This window comes from Falsiroseomonas sp. E2-1-a20, from assembly GCF_051433195.1.
Taxonomy (GTDB): domain Bacteria; phylum Pseudomonadota; class Alphaproteobacteria; order Acetobacterales; family Acetobacteraceae; genus Falsiroseomonas.
The window spans coordinates 1-19,585 of record NZ_JBHMFT010000035.1; the positions used below are offsets into that span (position 1 = coordinate 1).

13 protein-coding genes are annotated in these 19,585 nt (G+C 61.5%); 4 read left to right on the forward strand and 9 right to left on the reverse strand.

Annotation, left to right across the window (positions count from 1 at the left end; translation table 11 throughout):
- The first annotated feature begins 49 nt into the window (after positions 1 to 49).
- Positions 50 to 5,689 carry a hypothetical protein gene (locus tag ACFHPP_RS25380; protein WP_437166032.1) on the forward strand — a complete coding sequence of 1,880 codons (5,640 nt, stop codon included), beginning with the start codon at positions 50 to 52 and terminating at the stop codon, positions 5,687 to 5,689.
- A gap of 490 nt (positions 5,690 to 6,179) precedes the next feature.
- Here the strand turns inward: ACFHPP_RS25380 and ACFHPP_RS25385 are convergent, their stop codons facing one another.
- The 9 genes from ACFHPP_RS25385 to ACFHPP_RS25425 form a co-directional block, all read right to left on the reverse strand.
- A complete protein-coding gene (locus tag ACFHPP_RS25385) occupies positions 6,180 to 8,297 on the reverse strand; it encodes a glycosyltransferase (RefSeq protein ID WP_437166033.1) in 2,118 nt (705 codons plus the stop codon).
- The gene (locus ACFHPP_RS25390; protein ID WP_437166034.1) at positions 8,297 to 9,352 is read right to left on the reverse strand and encodes a glycosyltransferase family 2 protein; all 1,056 of its coding nucleotides are present in this window, start codon (positions 9,350 to 9,352) and stop codon (positions 8,297 to 8,299) included. The genes ACFHPP_RS25385 and ACFHPP_RS25390 overlap by 1 nt, the downstream gene beginning before the upstream one ends.
- The gene (locus tag ACFHPP_RS25395) at positions 9,349 to 10,488 is read right to left on the reverse strand and encodes a UDP-galactopyranose mutase (RefSeq protein WP_437166035.1); all 1,140 of its coding nucleotides are present in this window, start codon (positions 10,486 to 10,488) and stop codon (positions 9,349 to 9,351) included. The genes ACFHPP_RS25390 and ACFHPP_RS25395 overlap by 4 nt, the downstream gene beginning before the upstream one ends.
- A 339-nt stretch (positions 10,489 to 10,827) precedes the next feature.
- A complete protein-coding gene (locus ACFHPP_RS25400; RefSeq protein ID WP_437166036.1) occupies positions 10,828 to 11,121 on the reverse strand; it encodes a transposase in 294 nt (97 codons plus the stop codon).
- Positions 11,122 to 11,695: 574 nt separating this feature from the next.
- On the reverse strand, positions 11,696 to 13,069 hold the full coding sequence (locus ACFHPP_RS25405) for a hypothetical protein (protein ID WP_437166037.1): 1,374 nt from the start codon (positions 13,067 to 13,069) through the stop codon (positions 11,696 to 11,698).
- A 173-nt stretch (positions 13,070 to 13,242) separates the two neighbouring features.
- Complete coding sequence (locus tag ACFHPP_RS25410) at positions 13,243 to 13,953, reverse strand: cytidylyltransferase domain-containing protein (protein WP_437166038.1); 711 nt, start codon at positions 13,951 to 13,953, stop codon at positions 13,243 to 13,245.
- Between the two features lie 24 nt (positions 13,954 to 13,977).
- The gene (locus ACFHPP_RS25415) at positions 13,978 to 15,507 is read right to left on the reverse strand and encodes an N-acetylneuraminate synthase family protein (protein ID WP_437166039.1); all 1,530 of its coding nucleotides are present in this window, start codon (positions 15,505 to 15,507) and stop codon (positions 13,978 to 13,980) included.
- Positions 15,434 to 16,138, reverse strand: coding sequence for an inositol monophosphatase family protein (locus ACFHPP_RS25420; protein ID WP_437166040.1), 705 nt, complete (start codon positions 16,136 to 16,138; stop codon positions 15,434 to 15,436). Before ACFHPP_RS25420 ends, ACFHPP_RS25415 begins: the two co-directional genes overlap by 74 nt.
- A 296-nt stretch (positions 16,139 to 16,434) precedes the next feature.
- Complete coding sequence (locus ACFHPP_RS25425) at positions 16,435 to 16,836, reverse strand: DUF6165 family protein (protein ID WP_437166051.1); 402 nt, start codon at positions 16,834 to 16,836, stop codon at positions 16,435 to 16,437.
- 184 nt (positions 16,837 to 17,020) lie between these two features.
- On the opposite strand from ACFHPP_RS25425, the gene kdsA reads away from it, so the two are divergent.
- The 3 genes from kdsA to ACFHPP_RS25440 are packed head-to-tail and all read left to right on the forward strand — an operon-like array spanning position 17,021 to position 19,574.
- Positions 17,021 to 17,878 (forward strand): 3-deoxy-8-phosphooctulonate synthase, encoded by an 858-nt coding sequence (gene kdsA, locus ACFHPP_RS25430; RefSeq protein ID WP_437166041.1) that lies wholly within the window; start codon positions 17,021 to 17,023, stop codon positions 17,876 to 17,878.
- Positions 17,875 to 18,600 (forward strand): 3-deoxy-manno-octulosonate cytidylyltransferase, encoded by a 726-nt coding sequence (locus ACFHPP_RS25435; RefSeq protein WP_437166042.1) that lies wholly within the window; start codon positions 17,875 to 17,877, stop codon positions 18,598 to 18,600. Before kdsA ends, ACFHPP_RS25435 begins: the two co-directional genes overlap by 4 nt.
- The gene (locus ACFHPP_RS25440; RefSeq protein ID WP_437166043.1) at positions 18,597 to 19,574 is read left to right on the forward strand and encodes a KpsF/GutQ family sugar-phosphate isomerase; all 978 of its coding nucleotides are present in this window, start codon (positions 18,597 to 18,599) and stop codon (positions 19,572 to 19,574) included. Before ACFHPP_RS25435 ends, ACFHPP_RS25440 begins: the two co-directional genes overlap by 4 nt.
- The last annotated feature ends 11 nt before the right edge of the window (positions 19,575 to 19,585 follow it).

The window sequence follows — 19,585 nt, forward strand, 5'->3', positions numbered from 1 at the left end:
TCGGACCGCCAGCGAGGAGGATACCGCCGCGCCCACGGCATCGCTTGCCGTGACCGCGCCGGACGTCGCCACCGATGCCTTCCTTGTCAGCGTCACCTATGCCGATGCTTCGGGCCTTGATGCGGCGACTCTCGGCAATGATGACCTGAACCTGCTTCTCAACGGCGTGCCGACAGGTACCGTCAGTTTCACGGGCTTTAGCGCAGGGGCGGGTGTTGCCTCCTATTCCATCACCCCAGCCGGCACAGGCTGGGTCACCGGCGACTATACCGTGGTGGTCGCCGCGGGAGCGGTCACCGATGCATCGTCCGGCGCAAATCCTGTCGCCGAGACATTGGCTGCGCCGATCACCCTGGACTTCACGCCTGACCCGGTCGCTCGGCTAGGGCCGGATGGCGACCTGGACAACGACGGGACTGTTAACAGCGCCGATCTCGACATTGATGGGGATGGCACGCCCAACGCAACCGACCTGTTCTTCTACGATGCGCAGAACGGCCGGACCCTGGCGGTGGGCGAGACGGTGCGGCTGGACTTCAACACCAATGGAACACCGTTCCAGAACGGCTTTACTGGCGTCATGCAGGGCACGACTGCCGTTGCCGGCTACCAGAAGGAAACCGGCGCCGGTCGCGTCGAGGACGGCAAGCTGGTCGTCACGACGACCCTCGGCGACACGGGTACGTCCAACAACCCTCAGGACGACTACCAGCTGGGAATCCGGAACGCGTCCTTCACACTGGAGGCGGTGTTCGACAACCCCTTCCTCAACACGGGCGAGGTCGCGAACAACTTCGAGCAGGTCGGCCTTCAGCTGAGCCTGAACAGCGACGCCTTCATGAAGTTCGTGTTCGGCTCGCCCGGTGCCCCCGGCGGTGGCCCGGGCGTTGAATTCAGCCAGGACAGTGGAACGCAGATCAAGGCGGCCTACCCCGGCGGCTTTACACTAACGACCTTCGCCAAAGCGAAGCTCGAACTGCTGGTTGCGACGGCCGGCGCGACGTCCACCGGCACCGCGGTGCTGACGCTGCTGGATGCAGCGGGGAACGTGCTGCCGAACGGATCGGTCACCGTCGGCACCCTGCCCATCAACGCCGTCCTCGCGGCGGCGCTGCAGAATGCGGCGACGGCGATTGGCGTCGGCGTGACGTCGAGCCACTTCGGCGGCGACGAGTTCATCTGGAAGGCGGACTACTTCCAGGTGCGTGAGCCGACGCCACCGGTCACGGAGAATACGGCACCGACACTGTCCGGGCCTGCGACCGTCAGCGTCGCGGAGAATGCCACCACGGTCGCATCCTTCACCGCGATGGACCAGGATGGAGACGCGTTGACCTTCGGGCTGACCGGCCCGGATCAAGCGTTGTTCGCCATCAGCCAGGCGGGCGTGCTGAGCTTCGTCGGAGCCCCCGACTTCGAGGCGCCTGCTGATGTGGGCGGCAACAATGTCTACGACGTGACGGTGACGGTGACGGACGGCGTGGCAACTGCCTCGCAGCAGATCGCCATCACCGTCACGGATTTGGACGAAACGCAGCCTGGGGGTGGCGGCCTGGCGCCGGAGGAGGATCTCGACGCCGATGGCGCGGCCAACAACGCTGATCCGGATATCGACGGCGACGGCATCTTGAACACGACGGATGTCTTCTACTTCGACGCGCAGAACGGCCAGGTGCTGGCCGATGGGCAGGCGGTTCGGCTCGATTTCGACACCGCGGGCACGCCGTTCCAGAACGGCTTCACCGGCGTCATGCAGGGCACCACTGGGACGGCCGGCTACCAGAAGGATACCGGCGCAGGCTATGTCGCCGGCGGCCAGCTCGTGGTGCCGACCACCAGTGGCGACACCGGCGGCACGAACAATCCGCAGAACGACTACCATTTCGGCATCAAGCGGGGCGGCGGCTTCACGGTGGAGACCGTGATCGAGAATCCCTTCGGAACCGAGGCAAAGGCCAGCTTCAAGCAGCTCGGCCTGGCCATCAGCCTGGACAGCACGGATTTCGTGAAGTTCGTGACCGGCAATGTCGGCGGGAACTTCGAGTTCTCCTACCGGAACAACGACGCCGAAACCAAGGTCAACGGCAACCTACCGGCCGGCTTCAAGCTGTTCGGCACGGATGCCGGGACGTTGGTGGCCAAGCTGAAGCTGGTCATCGAGGTCAACGTGAACGAGGCAGGCAATGCCACGGCCATCGCAACGGCCACTATGCTCGATGCGAACAGCGTGCCGGTGACGGGCGTGGCCCCGGTGACCCTCAACCTCGACCTCGTGGGCGACCTCGAGGCGGCGCTTGCCGATCCGGCCCAGGCTGTCGGGATCGGTGTCACCCACAGCAACGGCTCGGGCACACCGTTCCTGGCCAAGTTCGACTATGTCGAGGTGAAGGCCGATGGCGTCGCGCTGGGCGGGCCGAGTGCCATCACCCTGTCCAACGCGACGGTGAACGAGAACCAGGCGGGCGCCATCATTGGGACGGTCACCGTGACTGAGCCCGATGGCGATGCGGTCGCCCTGAGCGTGGGCGACCAGCGCTTCGAGATTGTCGGCGGGCAACTCAAGCTCAAGGCGGGCCAGGCGCTCGACTTCGAGGCGCAGACCGCCATCTCGGTCGCGGTTACCGCAACCGACAAGGACGGTTCGCTGACGCAGGACTTCGTCATCGGGGTGCAGAACGACCCCGCGGATGATCCGGCATCGGATGTCCTGGACATCATCGGCAGCGCCGGCGGCGTCACCACGACGGATACCTATGCGACCGGTACCTTGGGGTCGGCGGTGCTGAAGATCCTGCCCGGGAACAACAGCATCCAGACCTCGAACTTCGGCGCGAACTCCTTCCAGCTGGAGAACACCGGCGACAAGAAGATCGCGGCGGTTTTCATCGACGTGCGGGACGCACTCTATCCAGACATGATCTTCGACGACGACGGGTCAGGCGGCGACGACGTGTCGAAGGACTTCTCCTTCGCTTCGGGAAGTGACGCTTCGGCCTTGGCCCCATTCGGCTACGAGCACTTCTTCCTGGCGGCCCGATCCGGCTTTAACCCGCTGTTCGCAGCGGACAAGCAGGACTCCGGCAAGGGGGCAGATGGTGGTTGGCGCGGACTGCTGCTGAAGTTCGGTGAGGCCGGCGACGGCTTCGCCAAGGGCGACACAGCGGCCTTCGCGGGCGACATGGATCCAAACTCGATCGCCGGCCTGAAGAAGACCACCGTGGACAGCTTCGACGTGCCCAACTGGGACGTCGGCGGAACCTCGGGCGCCGAACTCATTGGCTCCCGGATCACCGTGATGTTCTCGGATGGGACCTTCGCCCAGGGCCAGTTGTTCGGTGATACCAGCCAGGCCGGATCGCAGGCTCTCATCACGCAGGCGATCGATCTCGATCTGGCGCCCGTGGCCAGCCTGACGATCAACGGTATTGGCGATGGCGGTTCCGGCAGCTACGGCGGAACGCCACCGAGCGTCGTCGTCAGTGGTCCCGCGGGCGCCACGGTGCGTGTGGTGATGACCAAGGGTTTCGATCCCGTTGGCAACACGGCCACGGTCTCGAACACCACGGTGGACCAGTTGGTCACGGACCGGTTGGACGCCTATGCGTTCAAGGCCAACAACGCTGCCGAATTCCAGACGCTGGACATCATCGTGCCGGCATCCGGGTCCATCGATGTCGGTGCGCTGTTCGCCTACAACAACGTGCCGAACGGCAACTCCGGCGTGCCGGACTTTGCCAAGCTGCAGCTCGGCTTCACGGCGGCGGTCGTCAACCCGGCTTCGAAGCTGGCCATTGGGCCGGTCTCCGACCCCATTTACCTGGCCAACAACGGCTCGGCCGTGGTGGGCGGGGCAACCACGCCACCCAGTGGATCTCCTCCGGCACAGGCGGCCGACGGCTACTTCACGCCGACGGTCAGCGGCAGCAACGTGACCTTCAAGGTGCAGTTCGAGGATGCGAACGTCCTCGGACAGGACCCGGGCGGCAAGTGGTCCTTCGTGGATGGGGTGGATGCGAACGGCTACCAGACCGGGTTCCAGGGTGCCGGCTACTACCTCTGGGGCTCGCCTTCGAGCATCGCGATCAACAACCCGGAGACCAACAGCTTCCTGCCCTTCGAGTTCGTCGTGCCGGAAGGACAGGCCGGAAACTACACCTTGCGGCTGCGGGCCTCGCGCGACCCTGGCCAGCCGAGCGACCAGCAGAATGACGTCTGGGTCCGGATGAACGAGAACTCTTCCGAATATCTCGTGAACCAGACCCCGGCGGTTTCCAGCTCCGGCTTCGTCAAGCTGTTTGGCGGCCCTAACACCGGGACCTGGGGCTACGCGAACCAGATCGACAGCGCGTCCGATGCCCAGGCCAACTTCACGGCGGTGTTCAGCCTCGAGGCCGGGGTGAACACGCTGACCTTCGCGGGCCGATCACAGGGATATCACCTTGACTTCTGGGAGCTCTACAAGGGCAATGCGCCGGGAGTTTCGGCACCGAACTCGACCTTCGTGCCGGAGGGGCCGACGGTTCCGGTCGTGGCGGATCCGATCGACGACGTGACGCTGGTCGCCGGAGTAGGTGGGACCATCCAGGTTCCGGCCGGCACCTTCAGCGACCTCGATGGCGATGCCCTGACCCTGAGCGCCGCGATCCCCAGCGTCCTGGTGGACGGCCTGACCTTCAATCCCGCCACCGGCGTCTTCACGCTGGTGCCGGGGATGGCGGAAGGCGTCTATGCCATCTCGGTCTCGGCGGCTGATGACGATGGAAACGTGGCGACGGACAGCTTCGCGTTGACCATCGCGGCGCAGCCAACCGGCCCATCCCTGACCTTCCAGGTAATCGGCACAGGCGGCTTCGTCGATACGGACCTGGAGAATGGCGACAGCTACACCCTGTCCTCGCTCGGCAGTACGCCGAAATTCTCCGGCGTTCTCGAAAGTGGCTCGGCGGCTTCGGTGCTCATCCAGCTGCTCAATGGGTCGGGCAGCGTGATCGGCTCCCAGGTCGAGAACCTCACACCCTTCGACTACACCTATAGCGGATCGGCGCTCGTGGCAGGCGAATACACGCTGCGGGCGACCGCCTTCGCCTCGACAGGTGCGCAAGGCCAGACACTCGGGGTGCAGGAGTTCGACTTCACCGTCTCGGGAAGCGGTGGCAATCCCACCAACCCCGCGTCGATTTCCGTTACCATCGCGAATTCGGCGGGAGACTGGGAGCAGTCCGGTGGGGCAGGGAGCCAGGATCTGGAACTGGGCCTCAACGGCAGTCAAACCCAGTATGTCGGCCTGCGCTTCACCGGGCTCGACATCCCGGAGGGGGCCGTGATTGAAAGTGCCTACTTCGAGTTCAAGGCGCTGGAGAGCAACGCGGCAGCCGCAAGCTTCCAGATCGCCATCGAGAATTCGGAGACGGCGGTCGGGTACACCACGACGAACAACCCGGGCACTCGAAGCTATCTGCCGGAAACGGTGGCTTGGCAGAATGTCGAGGCGTGGACGGCCGGGCAAATCTACCGCTCTGCTGACATCTCCGGCCTCATCGAGGACGTGATTGGCAGCGATGGGCTCGAGACTACGGAAGCCCTGGGATTCCTTATTACCGGCAGCGGCTCGAGAGTGGCCAATCCGTTCGATCTGGACGGCGTCGGTCCTCGGCTCGTCGTGAACTTCGAGGCTGACAACCTGCTTTAAGGCGCGTTGGATAATAGCCGGCTCGTGCATCGAAAGATGCACGAACCTCAGGGCGCCCCGAAGGGTCGCCCTGGCAGCAAGGTGCTTAGTGTCCGTTTGAGAATCACCGATGGGCGACGCGGCGGAGTAGCAGCGCGCCCATGGTGACGTGGATCATGGCCTCGGACACGTCGAGGCGCTTCTCGTAGTCGCGGACGAGGCGGCGCCAGCGGATCATCCAGCCGAAGGTGCGCTCGACATGCGCTGATCGCGGCCCGGCAGTCAGGGGTGTGTGCGGCGGAGGGAAAGTCGGCCACTGGAGCGGCGGCGTAGTGTTGCTGCGGGCGGAGTAAAACCCGGCCAGTGGGAGGCGCCGGCGGAGGTCCCGCAGACTCGCACCCTTAATTTAAGGCCGTGCCATCGGGCACGCCGAGCGATGCCTCGGCAGTGCTGGCCGGGAGATCCAGGGCTTGGTCTCGCGCTCTCCGAAAGCATCGTCACGGCAAATTGGTCATGTCGCCGCGAGCGGGCTGGCGAGACGTCGGCCCATGATCAAGGTGCTGGGATGCATCAGCATTGCGTCGAGATAGACGGCGCCGAAGCCGATGTTCGAACTGGCGAAACGTCGGCGGCGCATCTCAACAGCCGGTGTGAAGTCGGCATGGCGCACCTGAGCAATCGCGGAGGTGCGAATGGTGCCCTGGCCAAAGGCGCGCTCCAGCATCACCCAGAGTTCTGCGGCGCCTTGGATGAATGGTTGCACCAAATCGTCACGGATTGAGTTCAGGGACCAGTTGATGGTGTTGACCAGCGAAGGGACGAAGAGGTGAAAATTGTTCCAGCCCTCGCGAACGGCACGTTTGGCCAGCATGCGGTACATCTCCAACTCGTAGAAATGCCGCTCGTCGCCCTGCTTGATATCCTGCGCGGCATGCTGCCGATAATAGTATTGTAGGCCGTCAACGGTAAGTACATCCCGTGCAAGATAGACGGACATCTGGTGGAAGATCATATCGTCGAAGGCACGGATGTGTTCCGGGAACCAGAGATTCTTGTTGTCCAGGAAGTCCCGACGATACACACGTCGCCAGATCGTTGGCTGGCCCGGGATTAGCAGCTCTGCCTGCGCTCGGAAGCAGGTTTGGCCGCGGAAGGGCATACGGATCCAGTCCTTGAACTGGTTCACCTCATAACTCTGGCGCTGCTCGCCTGTGCCATCTTCATGGAAGCAGAACCCGCCCTGCACAATCTCGTTGCCACTCACGCGCGCGAGATCAAGCAGCGCCGGGAACATCTTCGGATCAACGAAGTCGTCGGCATCAACGAAGGCGATGTATGCCGCGTCAGATATCACGCGGGCATAGTTGCGCGCCGAAGCGCAGCCACCATTTGGCTTAGTCACCACAGTAAGGCGAGGATGGTCGCCGAAGGCCGCAGTGACGTGATGGAGCGAGTCGTCGGTGGAGCCATCATCGACGAGCACCACGCGAACATCGTTCCGGTCGTCGGCTAGCAGGCTTTCGATGCAGGGCACAATGTAGGCGCCGGTATTGTACATCGCGACGCCAATGTCCAACCGATCTTCCAGCGGCGTAGATGCACCAAGTCGATTGCGTCGGAGCGTCCAGGGCGAGTCAAGAAAGTTGATCTTGATGTCGCGCTGCGGGCCCTGCAGTAGGTTGAAAGACATGGCCTTGTCGAGGCTGCGCTCGACGCTGCAGATAGCAGCCGCGGACTTCTTCAGAAAGGTCTGAAGCGTACTGAGGCAGGGCGCCCCAGGTTGGAACAGGTCGCGGCCGATGATCGCCGCTAAGGGGCGCGTACCGAGCAGCGTCCCGATCTCCACAGGTGCAACGTCCAGTTGGCCAAGCTGACCATCCATAACGACGGGCACACGCGCGCCCTCCGCAACGCGGTACGGCACGATCGCGCTGCCAAGGGCGGCCGAGGCATCCGCTTCGGTCACCAGGATTGGCCCGCTTATCCCATTGCGCGCCAAGTTCGCACGCGCCCGGGCATGCTCGCTCTCGGGCAGAACGATGGCGACCATGCCACGCGGAAAATGGGCCTGCAGGACGCAGCCGGCTGCACCGGCCGTGCGACTCATGTCGAGCAAGACACCGTCGGCTGGCGTTAGAACCTGGGTGGCGAGGAACGTTCCCAGTGTACCCGTGATAAACTCGGAATCTTCGACCGCGATGTCGTGGAAGGTAAAGCTCTCGCCGCCGAGGAAGACCGCGCGCGGCTCCTGCATGGGCGCAACAGGATCTTTGAGCGTGTCAGCCGCGGCGACATAGGCCACCGTCACTGGAAGCACGGTGCGCAGCTTGCAGTCCACAGTAACCGGCTCATCCAGACGAACCTGCAGGACCGGCAGTGCATCGACGGCGAGGCTCACATCATACTCGTTCAGCTCCAGATCAAGGACATAGGTATGCCCATTCCCGCTCTTCAGCGGCGCGCGATGTTCCGCCCCCCACGCCCCCTCACGCTTCGAGCTGAGCACGATCACTCCGTCTTTTGCTCGCAACGAGAGATGGAGCGGCGTGTTCAGCCTGTCCCGCACGAAATTGACGGAAGTCGTGCCTGCATTCGCATCAGCCAGGTACTCGAAGGTATATCGGACCATCACAAAACCCCTTCGAGAGCAACAGCATCGACACCAGCCGGATTCCGCTCCGCCGCCTCGCGCCGCAGACCAAGAATGAACGGGACGACCTCGCCATAGGGCAAGCCGGAAGCCGCATAGGGCTTGAGCGCGCGCAGATAGGCTGGATCAAGCGACTCAACGAGGTAGATCAGGGCTTCGTGGAACTGGTAGCGATAGGCGTGGGAGATGCATTCTTCGCACCAGCGCAGCAAGCGGAACGCGGAAATCATCAGCGCGGCGCGCATCAGCACGTTCGAGAAGCGCCCGCTCTCCGCGAAGGTCTCTAAGGACATCTTTGCAACCGCGACTGCGTCCAGGCGGTTGTCGCCGGCGCTCGCCGTGATCTGGGCGCGACCATAGCGGCGATAGTAGGTAAAAGAAGGGATCGAGGTTACGGCAAAAGACCCCACGCTTGCCACAAGGCCGCTGTGGAACAGCATATCCTCGAAAAGGTGCCCGTTGGGGAACACCAGTCCCTGCGACTTCAGCAAACTTGATGAGACGAACTTGTTGGCGGCCTGAGGCTCAATCAGCAGCAGATGCGGCAGCAACTCGCCGAAACCCGGCTGCCCCATTTTTGCGAACGCGGAAGGCGCACCTTGGCATAGATTTTTAATGATCGGCAGATCGTAAAACGGCAGAATTTCGCCGCGCAATTCCGAAAGCAGGCCGGCGCAGAACAGCGCATCGGGCTCTTGCTGCGTGAGGATTTTCGCAGCCGCCTTGAAGGCCCATGGCGGCCTGCTATCGTCGCCATCCAGGAAACAAGTGTAGCGGCCGCGCGCCAGCTTTATACCCCTGTTGCGCGCCGATGAAAGGCCGTCGTTGGCTTGGCGCACCAGCTTGAACCTGGAGTCCGGAAGCTGGCGCAGAACCTCCTGTGTCCCGGCATCGGCACCGTCATCAATGACCAGGGCTTCGAAATCTTCAAAGGACTGCGCCGCGAGGGATTCAAGGCTGACCCGCAATGCCGGACCTTCGTTAAATGCGCAGACGACACAGGTTATTAGTGGAGCGTCTTGCCCGGTGCTCATGGAACGACTGGCCTGCCTTTCTCAAGGAGCTTCTCAGCCCCGATCAGTGACTGATTGAGAACCTGATGCATGTCGAGGTACTGATACGTGCCGCATCGCCCGATAAACCGAAGACTTGAACGGTCCGCGGCAAGGGCCTGGTACTGGCGATAGACATCGTCATAGCGGCCATCCAGCGTCTTCACCGGGTAGTACCGCTCGTAGTTGTTGTCGCGGTAGTCGCAGGGCTCCTCAACGGTTCGTACCGCGCTGCGCATGGCATCGCCACGATGGCCCGGGATGTTGTGCCACCAAGTCTCGCGCGTGTGCGGGCCGCGGTCGGTGTAGTTGATGGTCACATGGCTCGGCGCCTCGGACACGGGATGGTCAGAGTGGTGGAAGCGAATCGAGCGGTAGGGCAGCTCACCGAAACGATAGCCGAAATACTCGTCGATCGGCATGCTGTTCAGGCAGAGGTCGTAGTCGGCCTCCATTTCCGGCGTGAATGCGGTTTCGAGCGCCACTTCGATCCGCGGGGAGCGCAGGATTTCCTGAAACATCGCAGTGTAGCCCGCGCGCGGCATTGCCTGGAAACTGTCCCCGGGGAAGTAGCGGTCATCGGTGTCGATGCGGACCTGCACGCGACGCACCACTGCGGGGTCTAGATCTGAGAGCCGGAGGTTCCACATCTTCTCGGTGTAGGGCGCAAAGAACATCTCCGTCAGCCGAGGTCCGATGGTGGCGTAGAGATGATCCTCCGCGCTGACAATCGGCTCCCGCCGGACAGCCTCGCGATCGAGCAGCGCCTGCACGGCCTCAGCGCTGCCGATGTCGGTGCCGTAGACGCCGTTGACGGTGCAGACATTGATTGGCAGCGGCACCAATGCCCCATCCGCTAGGCGCGCCACAACGCGGTGCTCGTAGGGCTCCCACTCGGTAAAGCGGGAAAGCCACTCAACCACACGCATGTTGCTGGTGTGGAAGAGGTGCGGCCCATAGCGATGAAGCCGGACCCCGGCGGGCGACAGGAAGTCGTAGCAATTACCAGCCACATGATCACGCCGATCGATCACGCGGACCTCATGGCCTGAATCGGCGAATTCGCGTGCATAGGCAGCCCCGGCAAGACCGGCGCCGATCACCAGGATTTTTGCCATATCACTTTGACTTGATTGCGATGAGGGTTGGTAGCCGACCCGTGACGCAATGGTCAAGTCTTGTTTTAAACTCAGGTAATTTCCCAGACCCGATCTAGAACTTCTTAGACTGCCATCGTCCTGACTGTGCATTGCCGCAATGGCGGAAGTGGGCAGTGCACTTGGAGAGACTGAAGCGGTCGAGGAGTCTGACGATGGTTCCCCAGAGGGCGCCAACTTTCCTTGCTGCGTCAGATCTGATCCAACAGCCGGTTAGGCGCTTGAATTTGCTGAAGGCGAGCTCGATTGGATCCAGATCGGAGCTGTAGGGCGGCAGATAGAGCAACTCGCGCCCTGCGCTTAGATAGCTTCGCGCACTCCCTCGACCTTGTGGCTGCCGAGGTTGTCCATGACGACGACGTCGCCGGAGCTGAGAGCTGGCGCGAGCATCTGCTCGAAGCAGGCGCGAAAGACGCAACCGTTGATGGCGCCATCCAGCAAAAGTGGCGCGGGTCCGCTGACCCGGAGGCCGCAGAGAAAGGTGGTGGTGTGCCAATGGCCGTGAGGCACGGCGACGACCAGGTGCGCGACGCCCGGTACTCGGCCAAGGGAGCGCGCCATGTTCGTCGTCGCTAAGGTTTCGTCGAGGAACACCAGGGCTGGGTTCAGACGGGGAGCAACCTTGGCCCAGGCGCGGCGAGCCTCGGCTATGTCGGGGCACTCCTGCTTGGCCGCACTAAGCCGCTTCTTTTGAGCGTCAGCCCGAGCCGGGTGAGCACCGTCCACATCACCTGATGGCTGACGCGCGCGGCATGCTCGGCCTCGGTCAATGCCCGCAGTTCAGCCACCGTTGCATCGACGCCGCCCTCGTGCGCGGTGAAGAGAGCATCAGGGCCAGCCGAGGCGGCACCTGGTGCCGAGCTCCACGCTCGCCATCTCATGCAACCGGGCGCGCACCTTCAAAACACCGGACAGGCTGACCGAAAACCGCTTAGCAACCTCGCGGATCGGCTCGCCATCAGCCGGTAAAACCCGATCCCGTAGATCCTGCCCGTAGCCTACCTGGACGCGACGCCATTGTAGCCTCCAACCGTAATTGGACATCTACGAACCACATCCCAACCAGCATTCGCCAATCATTACGCAATCCCAGCAAGAATTACCCGAGTCCAGAAAATTTAAGCCCAGTTTTCGTCGGCCTAGCTGGTAACCAGCCGAAAAAATCGGTCTACCCACCAATGACGCTACAAAGATGCGAATCAAGTATCCTTAAAAAATAAGCCTCATCAATACTATAGCTTGTTCCTTGCGGCGTATTCGTCGACCACTTATACTTCATGGCTGATAGATCGTCGTGAATTGCGCGCACATTTTCAGTCGGAATTAATAAAACCTGCGCTGATGAAGGAGGTAGCAGCTGCACGCCAGTTTTCACGAAAGATTCGGTCCCATATGAAATTCCCGGCACTCCATTGCACATGGGAATCAGGGCAGCGCTTCCAAGTGGAGATATAAAATAGTGACAATGCCGGGCAGCCGATACCTTAGTTCCAAGAGAGCATCCGTGAAGATGTACAAAATCAACCCCAGAAATTTCGGAGCAGAGATCCAAAATAAAGGCCTCTTCCAGACGTTTGATTTCCCCAAAAAAGTCCTCACAATCATCTAATTTTGCCGGAGCTGTCATTCCATTTATATAAATTGTTGATATGTTAAAGCATTTTTTCAGTTTCCTGATCGCGCTACCAAGGACCGCTCGCTGCTCGATCCAGACGCGTTTCTCGAGATCAAGCGATAGAAATATCGCATTTTTCTCTATGACATTGCTGGCATCTTGAGGATAAAGTCTAGAAAAAAGATCAGAAATTGAAGGTATATCGGCAAGAGAATCACGCGCCAGATGCCAGTCAAGACTTTCTATAAAACTTGCCCGGTTTTGCCGGCGAAATTCTGGAACCTCTGACGCCCGCAAGTTTAACGCGTCTCTTAAGCCAATTCTACCCAAGTCGTCCGCCGTTACAAACGACTTGTCAATCACCGAAACATAGGACAACTTTATCCCCGCATCTAGACCAGCTGGACCAAACCGTGACTCTGCATAGAGGAGCGTTTGAAGCATATCGTAAATTCGCTCACTACTTAAAACAAAGAAGATTTCTGAAGTTGGTTTAGCTACGGACTCGTCGAGGCCGCCCGACACTTTTTCTAACGCATTCCGATATGCCGCTCGGGAAGCACCTACAAATTCCTCATTCTGAGTTTTTGTCCGCGATATTGAGAGATGAGAATCCCCACAATACATTACGATCTTATCAAGGGATGCATAGAAAAATATGTGATTCTGAGTAGAGAAAATTAGCAGTCCAACGATCCATGGTTGCGGATCGCAGCGCAGCACGAGGCAATCACCGCTGATATTATGTAGGGAAAATTTTCCTATAATATTATAATCGCCCGACATTGTTTCTTTTGGTCTTTTAGCAATCAGATCGGCGGTGGCGTTGAGAGTGTGCTTGACTGTTGCAGAAAAATCTTTCTGAGCGTGACTGAATATTCGGGCAAGCGAGTTCACAAGCTGATTTACGTTTTCAAATTTCATCATGAACCGCTCTGCACTTGCTCAGTTACCTGGTTGTAGGTGGATCAGCTGCCGCGTTCAGCAGACTGCGTCAATAACTTTAATTTAGTCTTTCTAACAAAAGGTCAGTCTTGCTACACACTACGATCACGATCAATACCGCTCGGCGGAGTTTGTTATCTTCCCCGGATTTCGCATCAGATAAGCGACTCATGTAACTCAGTCTTTACACGTGCAATCTGATCAAGCAGGACAAATTGCTCCTCCCAATCGATATCCATTGCTACCGCTTCAGGAAGCTGCATAAAGCATGGTTTACGCCCCACCCGATCTTCTACTTCACGCATGAGCTCGAAAGGCATAATATAGGCTCCATGATTTATCTCGAACACTGGCTTGATGTCTTGACTGCGTGGCCATTTAATTGGCCGAGGATTATAATTTAGCGGTCCATTCTCATCCCACAGAAACTTGTGTATTTTTGTTACAGTAACAAGTGAGTCGAATCCCTCCACAACGCACCGCTCATAGGCATCGATCATCTGGTCATAAATTTTGCTTGTTATGAATGGTGAGGTTACATGGCTCCAGACTATCACGCCGTCTTCTACCATGCGCGCGATATAGCCGATGAAGTCATCCATTGCGGTACTGCTACGGCCCAACTCATCCGGACGCGGAATTGCACAGACGCGGGCATCCATGGTACGAGAATAAGCCTCCGCGTACTCCAAAACCCGCTCATCATTCGACGAGACGATAATTTCTTCAAATCTTTTGACTGCCGAGAACTGCTTCAGCTTAAGCTCAAGCAAGCCATTCTGAAATCCGGCAAACGGCCGCATGTTCTTGTCAAGAACACGCTCGCTACCAGAGCGGCACGGCAAAAATCCTATGTAAGACGTCATTCCACGTGTGTCTCCGCTGTCACGCTAAGCCGCATACGTACGGCGGTACTTGTGGTGCTCACTCGCGTTCACTTGCTTCTCCTCGCTGCCGACGATCAGTTCGGCCTCGCGCAGGGCGTCTACAAATTCTTTGAACTTCGGCGTCGTCAGGTCCACCGCGACGGCGTCGAAATGCGCCCATTCCGTGTTGCCGAGCTTGACGTGCTTCTCGATCATCCGCGCGCCAGCGGCGATCGCCATGGCGGAGGCCTTCCAGCCGAAGTCATGGCTTGAATAAGCAGGCACAATGCGGGGGTCCTTGAAGGACAGCGCCTGGTAATGCCGCACCACGCCAACATTGCAGTCCGTCAGGGGTGTCGGGTAGGCGGAATTCGCCTGCATCATGTAGAGCTTCTCGCAGCGCGTGAAGGTTGCCAGCACCCATCGCTCATAGGATTGGTCGGTCATGCCGGTCGAAAGCACCACGGCCTTGCGGTAGCTGCCGGCTACGAAATCCAGGTAGTCCGTATGCTCGGAAATCGTCGAAGGCAGTTTCACAATGCGGGGCGAGAATTGCAGCATGAATTCGAAGGAAGGCTTGTCGAGGATCGAGGCGAACCACTCCACCCCGAGCTCCGTGCAGAGCCGATCGACGAAGGCGAAATCCTCGGAGGAAAGTTCCAGCGCGTACCGGTAATCCGCGAAGGTGCTGCCGAACGGCGAGCGATAGGGGGAGGTCAGCTGTTCCTTCGTGTAGAAACTGGGCACATCGCGCTTCTGTAGCTTGATCACGTCGGCGCCGGCCGCGGCCGCGGCACGAATCATCTTCTCCAGCCGCACGCGATCGCCAAAATGGTTGGTGGTCAGTTCCGCGACGATCTGGGTCTGGTAGCGGACTCCATCCTTCCCCGCGGCCGCGCCCAGAACCAGGCGGTTCAGCCCATCCGGAGACAAGGCGCTGAAGGCGCGGGTGCCAACATGCTTCACCGACAGATCGGTGTTCTGCAGGAAATACAGCGTATTGAGGAAATAAAATTCCTGCAGCGAAATCTTGGCCTCGCGCTCATCCGACAGATGCGGCGCAAAGTCGGTCCCGATGCTGGCACTGTAGCCGGCGGAAGGCGTGAAATCGAAGCCGACCATGTAGACCGTCTGCGGCCGGCCGCGCTGCTGCGCCACGATCCGCGCAATCTTCAGCGCCGACAAGAACAGGATGTCCTCGATCGCGAAATCTTCTGCCAGGAAGCGCTGCATGACCAAGTCGGAGGATTCCTGCGACAGCGCCAAGTGGGGCGCGTGCAGGACGTCCCGGCCCGGCGCACTGAAATCCGTCGATGTAATGTACATCCGCGACCGGTAGCCCGAGGCCGCCAGGCCCTGCTTCACCCAATCCGCGTGGAAGATCGAGATATCCGCCGGCGCGATCCGCTCGGCGTCGTTTAATGCAATGACGAGGGAGCCCTGATAAACTTCCTTCTTCACCGCGTCGGCCGACGGCCCCTTACCCAGGATGAAGATCGTGTCGGTGGCGTATGTCGACGCGATATCGGCGATGCGGCTCCAGAAAGCGTCCATCGAAAATCTCCTCGTCAACCAGCACCTCGCAACCTTGTTCGAGCGCCAGCATCAGGCCAGGGAGAAGGTCCCAGGCGTAGGCGCCCTTCGGGTTGCTGAAGCGGCTGAAGGCGCCACGCGCCACGTTATAAATATTGTATACGGCACAGCCAAGGATGCGAGATTCTGGCACGGCTCGCATTTGCGTGATTATGCCCTCTGAGAAGGACGAGGAAAAGCCTGTAATCCGTGATTTGATGTGCTGGATCTTGTCGCCCGTCATTAGGCGCTCATTCAACTCAGGCAGAAGAAGCATGCTGCCCTGGTGCTGGCCATCCAGCCAGAGTCCCAGGGACACCCCCCACTCCTTCAGGCCCGAGCAGAAGTTCTCTGTCCCGTCGATGGGGTCGAGCAGCGCGATCGCCCGGCCGGACTTGAAACTGGCGGGGTCGAAACTCTCCTCACCGATGAAGGTCAGGTCGGCGATGTGCTGCGCAAGGTAGGCCCTGACACGCTCCTCGACCATCAGGTCGGCAGAGGTTACCGGGCTTCCATCCGCTTTCCACCTGACGTCGAAGCGCCTGGCGCAGATCGAGGGGAGATCAGCCATGACCAGTTCGCTGACACCGGAGAGAAGGTTGCGAGTATCCATGGGCAGCGGCAGAACCCTAAGTTGAGATCGGTACAGGTAGGGGCACTTCGTGCCACGACCATTGCGGAAGTCCTCATACCGCGACGTGCTTGCTAAGCGAAAGACCTGTTCGCATCTATGGGTAAAAATAGCCGCGCAGGCATGGTCCCAAGCTTTCATCCTGCGCACCGAGTGATGGGCGGCGTCGCCAGGGCGGGTCCTACCGATGCGCGGCCCCGGGGAGGCGCACTGGCTGTTCTGCACAGCAAAGGCTGGGCATGGTGCAGGCAGACCGCCCCGCACCGGCCCGGCATGCGCTACTCGTTCACCGCGGCCGTTTCGAGGCCAGGGTGAGACTTCACCTCGACCAGGGCCGAGCCGCAGCGCCTGTTGACCTCCAGCTTCAGGCGCGCGCGTTGGTCGTTGTGCCGGTAGACGCTGCGGGCGAGGGCGATGAAGGCGGCGTCGAAGCTCGAATCCCGTTCCTTTTCGCGCAGCGCGTCCTCCACGTCCCACAGCACGAGGTTCAGCGCGCGCAGTTCCTGGCGCAGAGCACCGATCTCGGCCTCAGCCGTGGGCATGGCGGCCTCCAGCACCTGCTGGAGCAGGGCACGCTCGCGCTCGGCATGCTGGCGCTGCACCGGATTGCGGATGCGCTCGACCTTGATCTCTAGGATGGTCAGCTTGTCCACCAGCTCGCCGAAGGAGATCGGAATCATCGGTGCCGGACGTTCTATCGCACTCACGGCACCCTCCGTATTCCTTGGGCAGGTCGATCAGCCCATTATGCTTTTGCTGGATCCGGGGTAAATCTGTCGAGGGGGGTGACCACTGGTCTGAGACCACGTTGCACCGCAGCATGCAGCATTGGCGTTCTCGACCTACCGGTGTAATGCCCATGGCATGAGCGTCCGTCAAATTCCGGTGGATGTTGGGCAGGTCCGCCTGGCCAACCACCTGCCCATCGCCCTGATTGCCGGCCCCTGCCAGATGGAAAGCCGCGCTCATGCGCTGGAGACCGCCGCCGCACTGAAGGAGATCACCAGACGGCTGGGGATCGGCCTGATCTACAAGACCAGCTTCGACAAGGCGAACCGCACCTCGTCCCAGGCCGCGCGTGGGGTCGGCATGGCCGCCGCTCTGCCGGTCTTCGCCGAGATCCGGGAAAGCCTGGGCCTGCCGGTGCTGACCGATGTGCATGACGCCGCCCAGTGCGCGCCGCTGGCCGAGGTGGTGGACGTGCTGCAAATCCCCGCCTTCCTCTGCCGGCAGACCGACCTGCTGCTGGCGGCGGCCGCGACCGGGCGGGCGGTGAACGTCAAGAAAGGCCAGTTCCTGGCGCCGTGGGACATGAAGAACGTCGCCGCCAAGCTGACCGGCGCCGGCAACGCGCGCGTGCTGCTGACCGAGCGCGGCGCCTCCTTCGGCTACAACACCCTGGTGTCCGACATGCGCTCTCTGCCGATCATGGCGCAGCAGACCGGCCTGCCGGTGATCTTCGACGCCACCCATTCGGTGCAGCAGCCCGGCGGCCAGGGCACCTCCTCCGGCGGCCAGCGCGAATTCGTGGAGACGCTGGCCCGCGCCGCCGTCGCGGTCGGCGTCGCCGGCCTGTTCATTGAGACGCATGAGGACCCCGACAACGCCCCCTCCGACGGCCCCAACATGGTGCCGCTGCGCCAGTTCGAGGGGCTGCTGCGCCGCCTGATGGCGATCGACGCCTTGGTGAAGGCTTTCTCGGCAGACACGACCGCCACATGAGCCCCATCGTTCTGATCCCGGCCCGCCTATCGGCGAGCCGCCTGCCCGGCAAGCCGCTGGCCGACATCCACGGCACGCCGATGATCGTCCATGTCTGGCGCCGCGCCATGGAAGCCGCGATCGGCGAGGTTGTGGTCGCGACCGATGCGGCAGATATCGCCGAGGCCATCCGCAAGGTGGGCGGAAGAGTGCAGATGACCCGGGCCGACCACCCCTCGGGCTCCGACCGCATCCACGAAGCGCTGCAGGCCCTCGACCCCGACGGTCGGCATGACGTGGTGATCAACGTCCAGGGCGATCTGCCGACCATCGCCCCCGCGGCGATCCGCGCCGTGCTGGCGCCGCTCCACGACCCGGCGGTGGACCTTGCCACATTGGTCGCCGAGATCGAGCGGGAGGAGGAGCGCACCGCCTCCTCGGTGGTGAAGATGGTGGGCTCGCGCCTGACGCAGGGGCATTTTCGCTGCCTGTACTTCACGCGCGCCACGGCGCCCTGGGGCGACGGGCCGCTGTATCATCACATCGGGCTGTATGGCTGGCGCCGCACCTCGCTCGACCGCTTCATCGCACTCCCCCCCTCGCCGCTCGAACTGCGGGAGAAGCTGGAACAGCTTCGCGCGCTGGAGGCTGGCATGCGGATCGAGGCCGTGGCCGTCGAGGATGTGCCGCTGGGGGTTGATACGCCCGCCGATCTCGAACGCGCGCGGGACCTCCTGGCATGACCGATGATCTGCGCCGGGAGGCCATGGTGCGAACCCTCACCCTGGAGGTGGAGGGTCTGCAGGAGTTGCGGCAGGCGCTGGAGGGGCCGCTGGGCAGCAAGGCGATCGAGGCGGTCTCGCTGGTCCTGGCCCGGCCTGGCCGGCTGATCGTCACCGGCATGGGCAAGTCTGGTCATGTCAGCCGCAAGATCGCCTCGACCCTCGCCTCCACCGGCACGCCAGCGATGTTCGTCCACCCCGCCGAGGCCAGCCATGGCGACCTGGGCATGATCACCCGGCAGGATGCCGTGCTGGCGCTGTCCTGGTCGGGGGAGGCGCCGGAGCTTGCCGATGTGATTGCCTATGCCCGCCGCTTCAACGTGCCGCTGATCGCCCTCACCTCGCGGCCGGACAGCGCGCTGGGTAGCGCCGCCGACATCCTGCTGGCGCTGCCGCGCATGCCGGAGGCCTGCCCGAACGGCCTGGCCCCCACCACCAGCACCACCATGCAACTGGCGATGGGCGATGCGCTGGCGATCTGCCTGTTGCAGGCCCGTGGCTTCTCACCGGCAGATTTCCGGTCCTTCCATCCCGGCGGCAAGCTCGGGGCGCAGTTGATGCGGGCGCGGGACCTGATGCATGCTGGCGATGAGATCCCAAGCGTCGCCCTGGCGTCGACGCTGCGCGAGGCGATCATGGAAATGACTTCCCGCCGCTTCGGCATTACTGGCGTGGTCGACCAGAATGGCTGCTTGGCGGGCGTCCTGACCGACGGCGACCTTCGGCGCGCTTTTCAGAACGGGTTGGACCTGGATGTGGCGGTGGAGGTGGCAATGACCCGCGCGCCGCGCACCACCTCGCCCCAGGCCCTGGCCGCTGAACTGCTGGGCACGATGAACGAGCACAGCATCACCAGCGTCTTCGTGGTCGGCGATGACCGGCGGCCGGTGGGAATCCTGCACCTGCACGATTTGCTGCGGGCCGGCGTGATCTAGCGGCTTCTCTT

Excerpts from the sequence above, each read along its gene's own strand:
- ACFHPP_RS25440 (WP_437166043.1), top strand. The coding sequence starts at position 18,597 with ATGACCGATGATCTGCGCCGGGAGGCCATGGTGCGAACCCTCACCCTG.
- ACFHPP_RS25405 (WP_437166037.1), bottom strand. The coding sequence starts at position 13,069 with ATGATGAAATTTGAAAACGTAAATCAGCTTGTGAACTCGCTTGCCCGA.
- kdsA (WP_437166041.1), top strand. The coding sequence starts at position 17,021 with ATGAGCGTCCGTCAAATTCCGGTGGATGTTGGGCAGGTCCGCCTGGCC.
- ACFHPP_RS25395 (WP_437166035.1), bottom strand. The coding sequence starts at position 10,488 with ATGGCAAAAATCCTGGTGATCGGCGCCGGTCTTGCCGGGGCTGCCTAT.
- ACFHPP_RS25385 (WP_437166033.1), bottom strand. The coding sequence starts at position 8,297 with ATGGTCCGATATACCTTCGAGTACCTGGCTGATGCGAATGCAGGCACG.
- ACFHPP_RS25435 (WP_437166042.1), top strand. The coding sequence starts at position 17,875 with ATGAGCCCCATCGTTCTGATCCCGGCCCGCCTATCGGCGAGCCGCCTG.
- ACFHPP_RS25415 (WP_437166039.1), bottom strand. The coding sequence starts at position 15,507 with ATGGACGCTTTCTGGAGCCGCATCGCCGATATCGCGTCGACATACGCC.
- ACFHPP_RS25410 (WP_437166038.1), bottom strand. The coding sequence starts at position 13,953 with ATGACGTCTTACATAGGATTTTTGCCGTGCCGCTCTGGTAGCGAGCGT.
- ACFHPP_RS25425 (WP_437166051.1), bottom strand. The coding sequence starts at position 16,836 with ATGATTCCGATCTCCTTCGGCGAGCTGGTGGACAAGCTGACCATCCTA.
- ACFHPP_RS25420 (WP_437166040.1), bottom strand. The coding sequence starts at position 16,138 with ATGGATACTCGCAACCTTCTCTCCGGTGTCAGCGAACTGGTCATGGCT.
- ACFHPP_RS25390 (WP_437166034.1), bottom strand. The coding sequence starts at position 9,352 with ATGAGCACCGGGCAAGACGCTCCACTAATAACCTGTGTCGTCTGCGCA.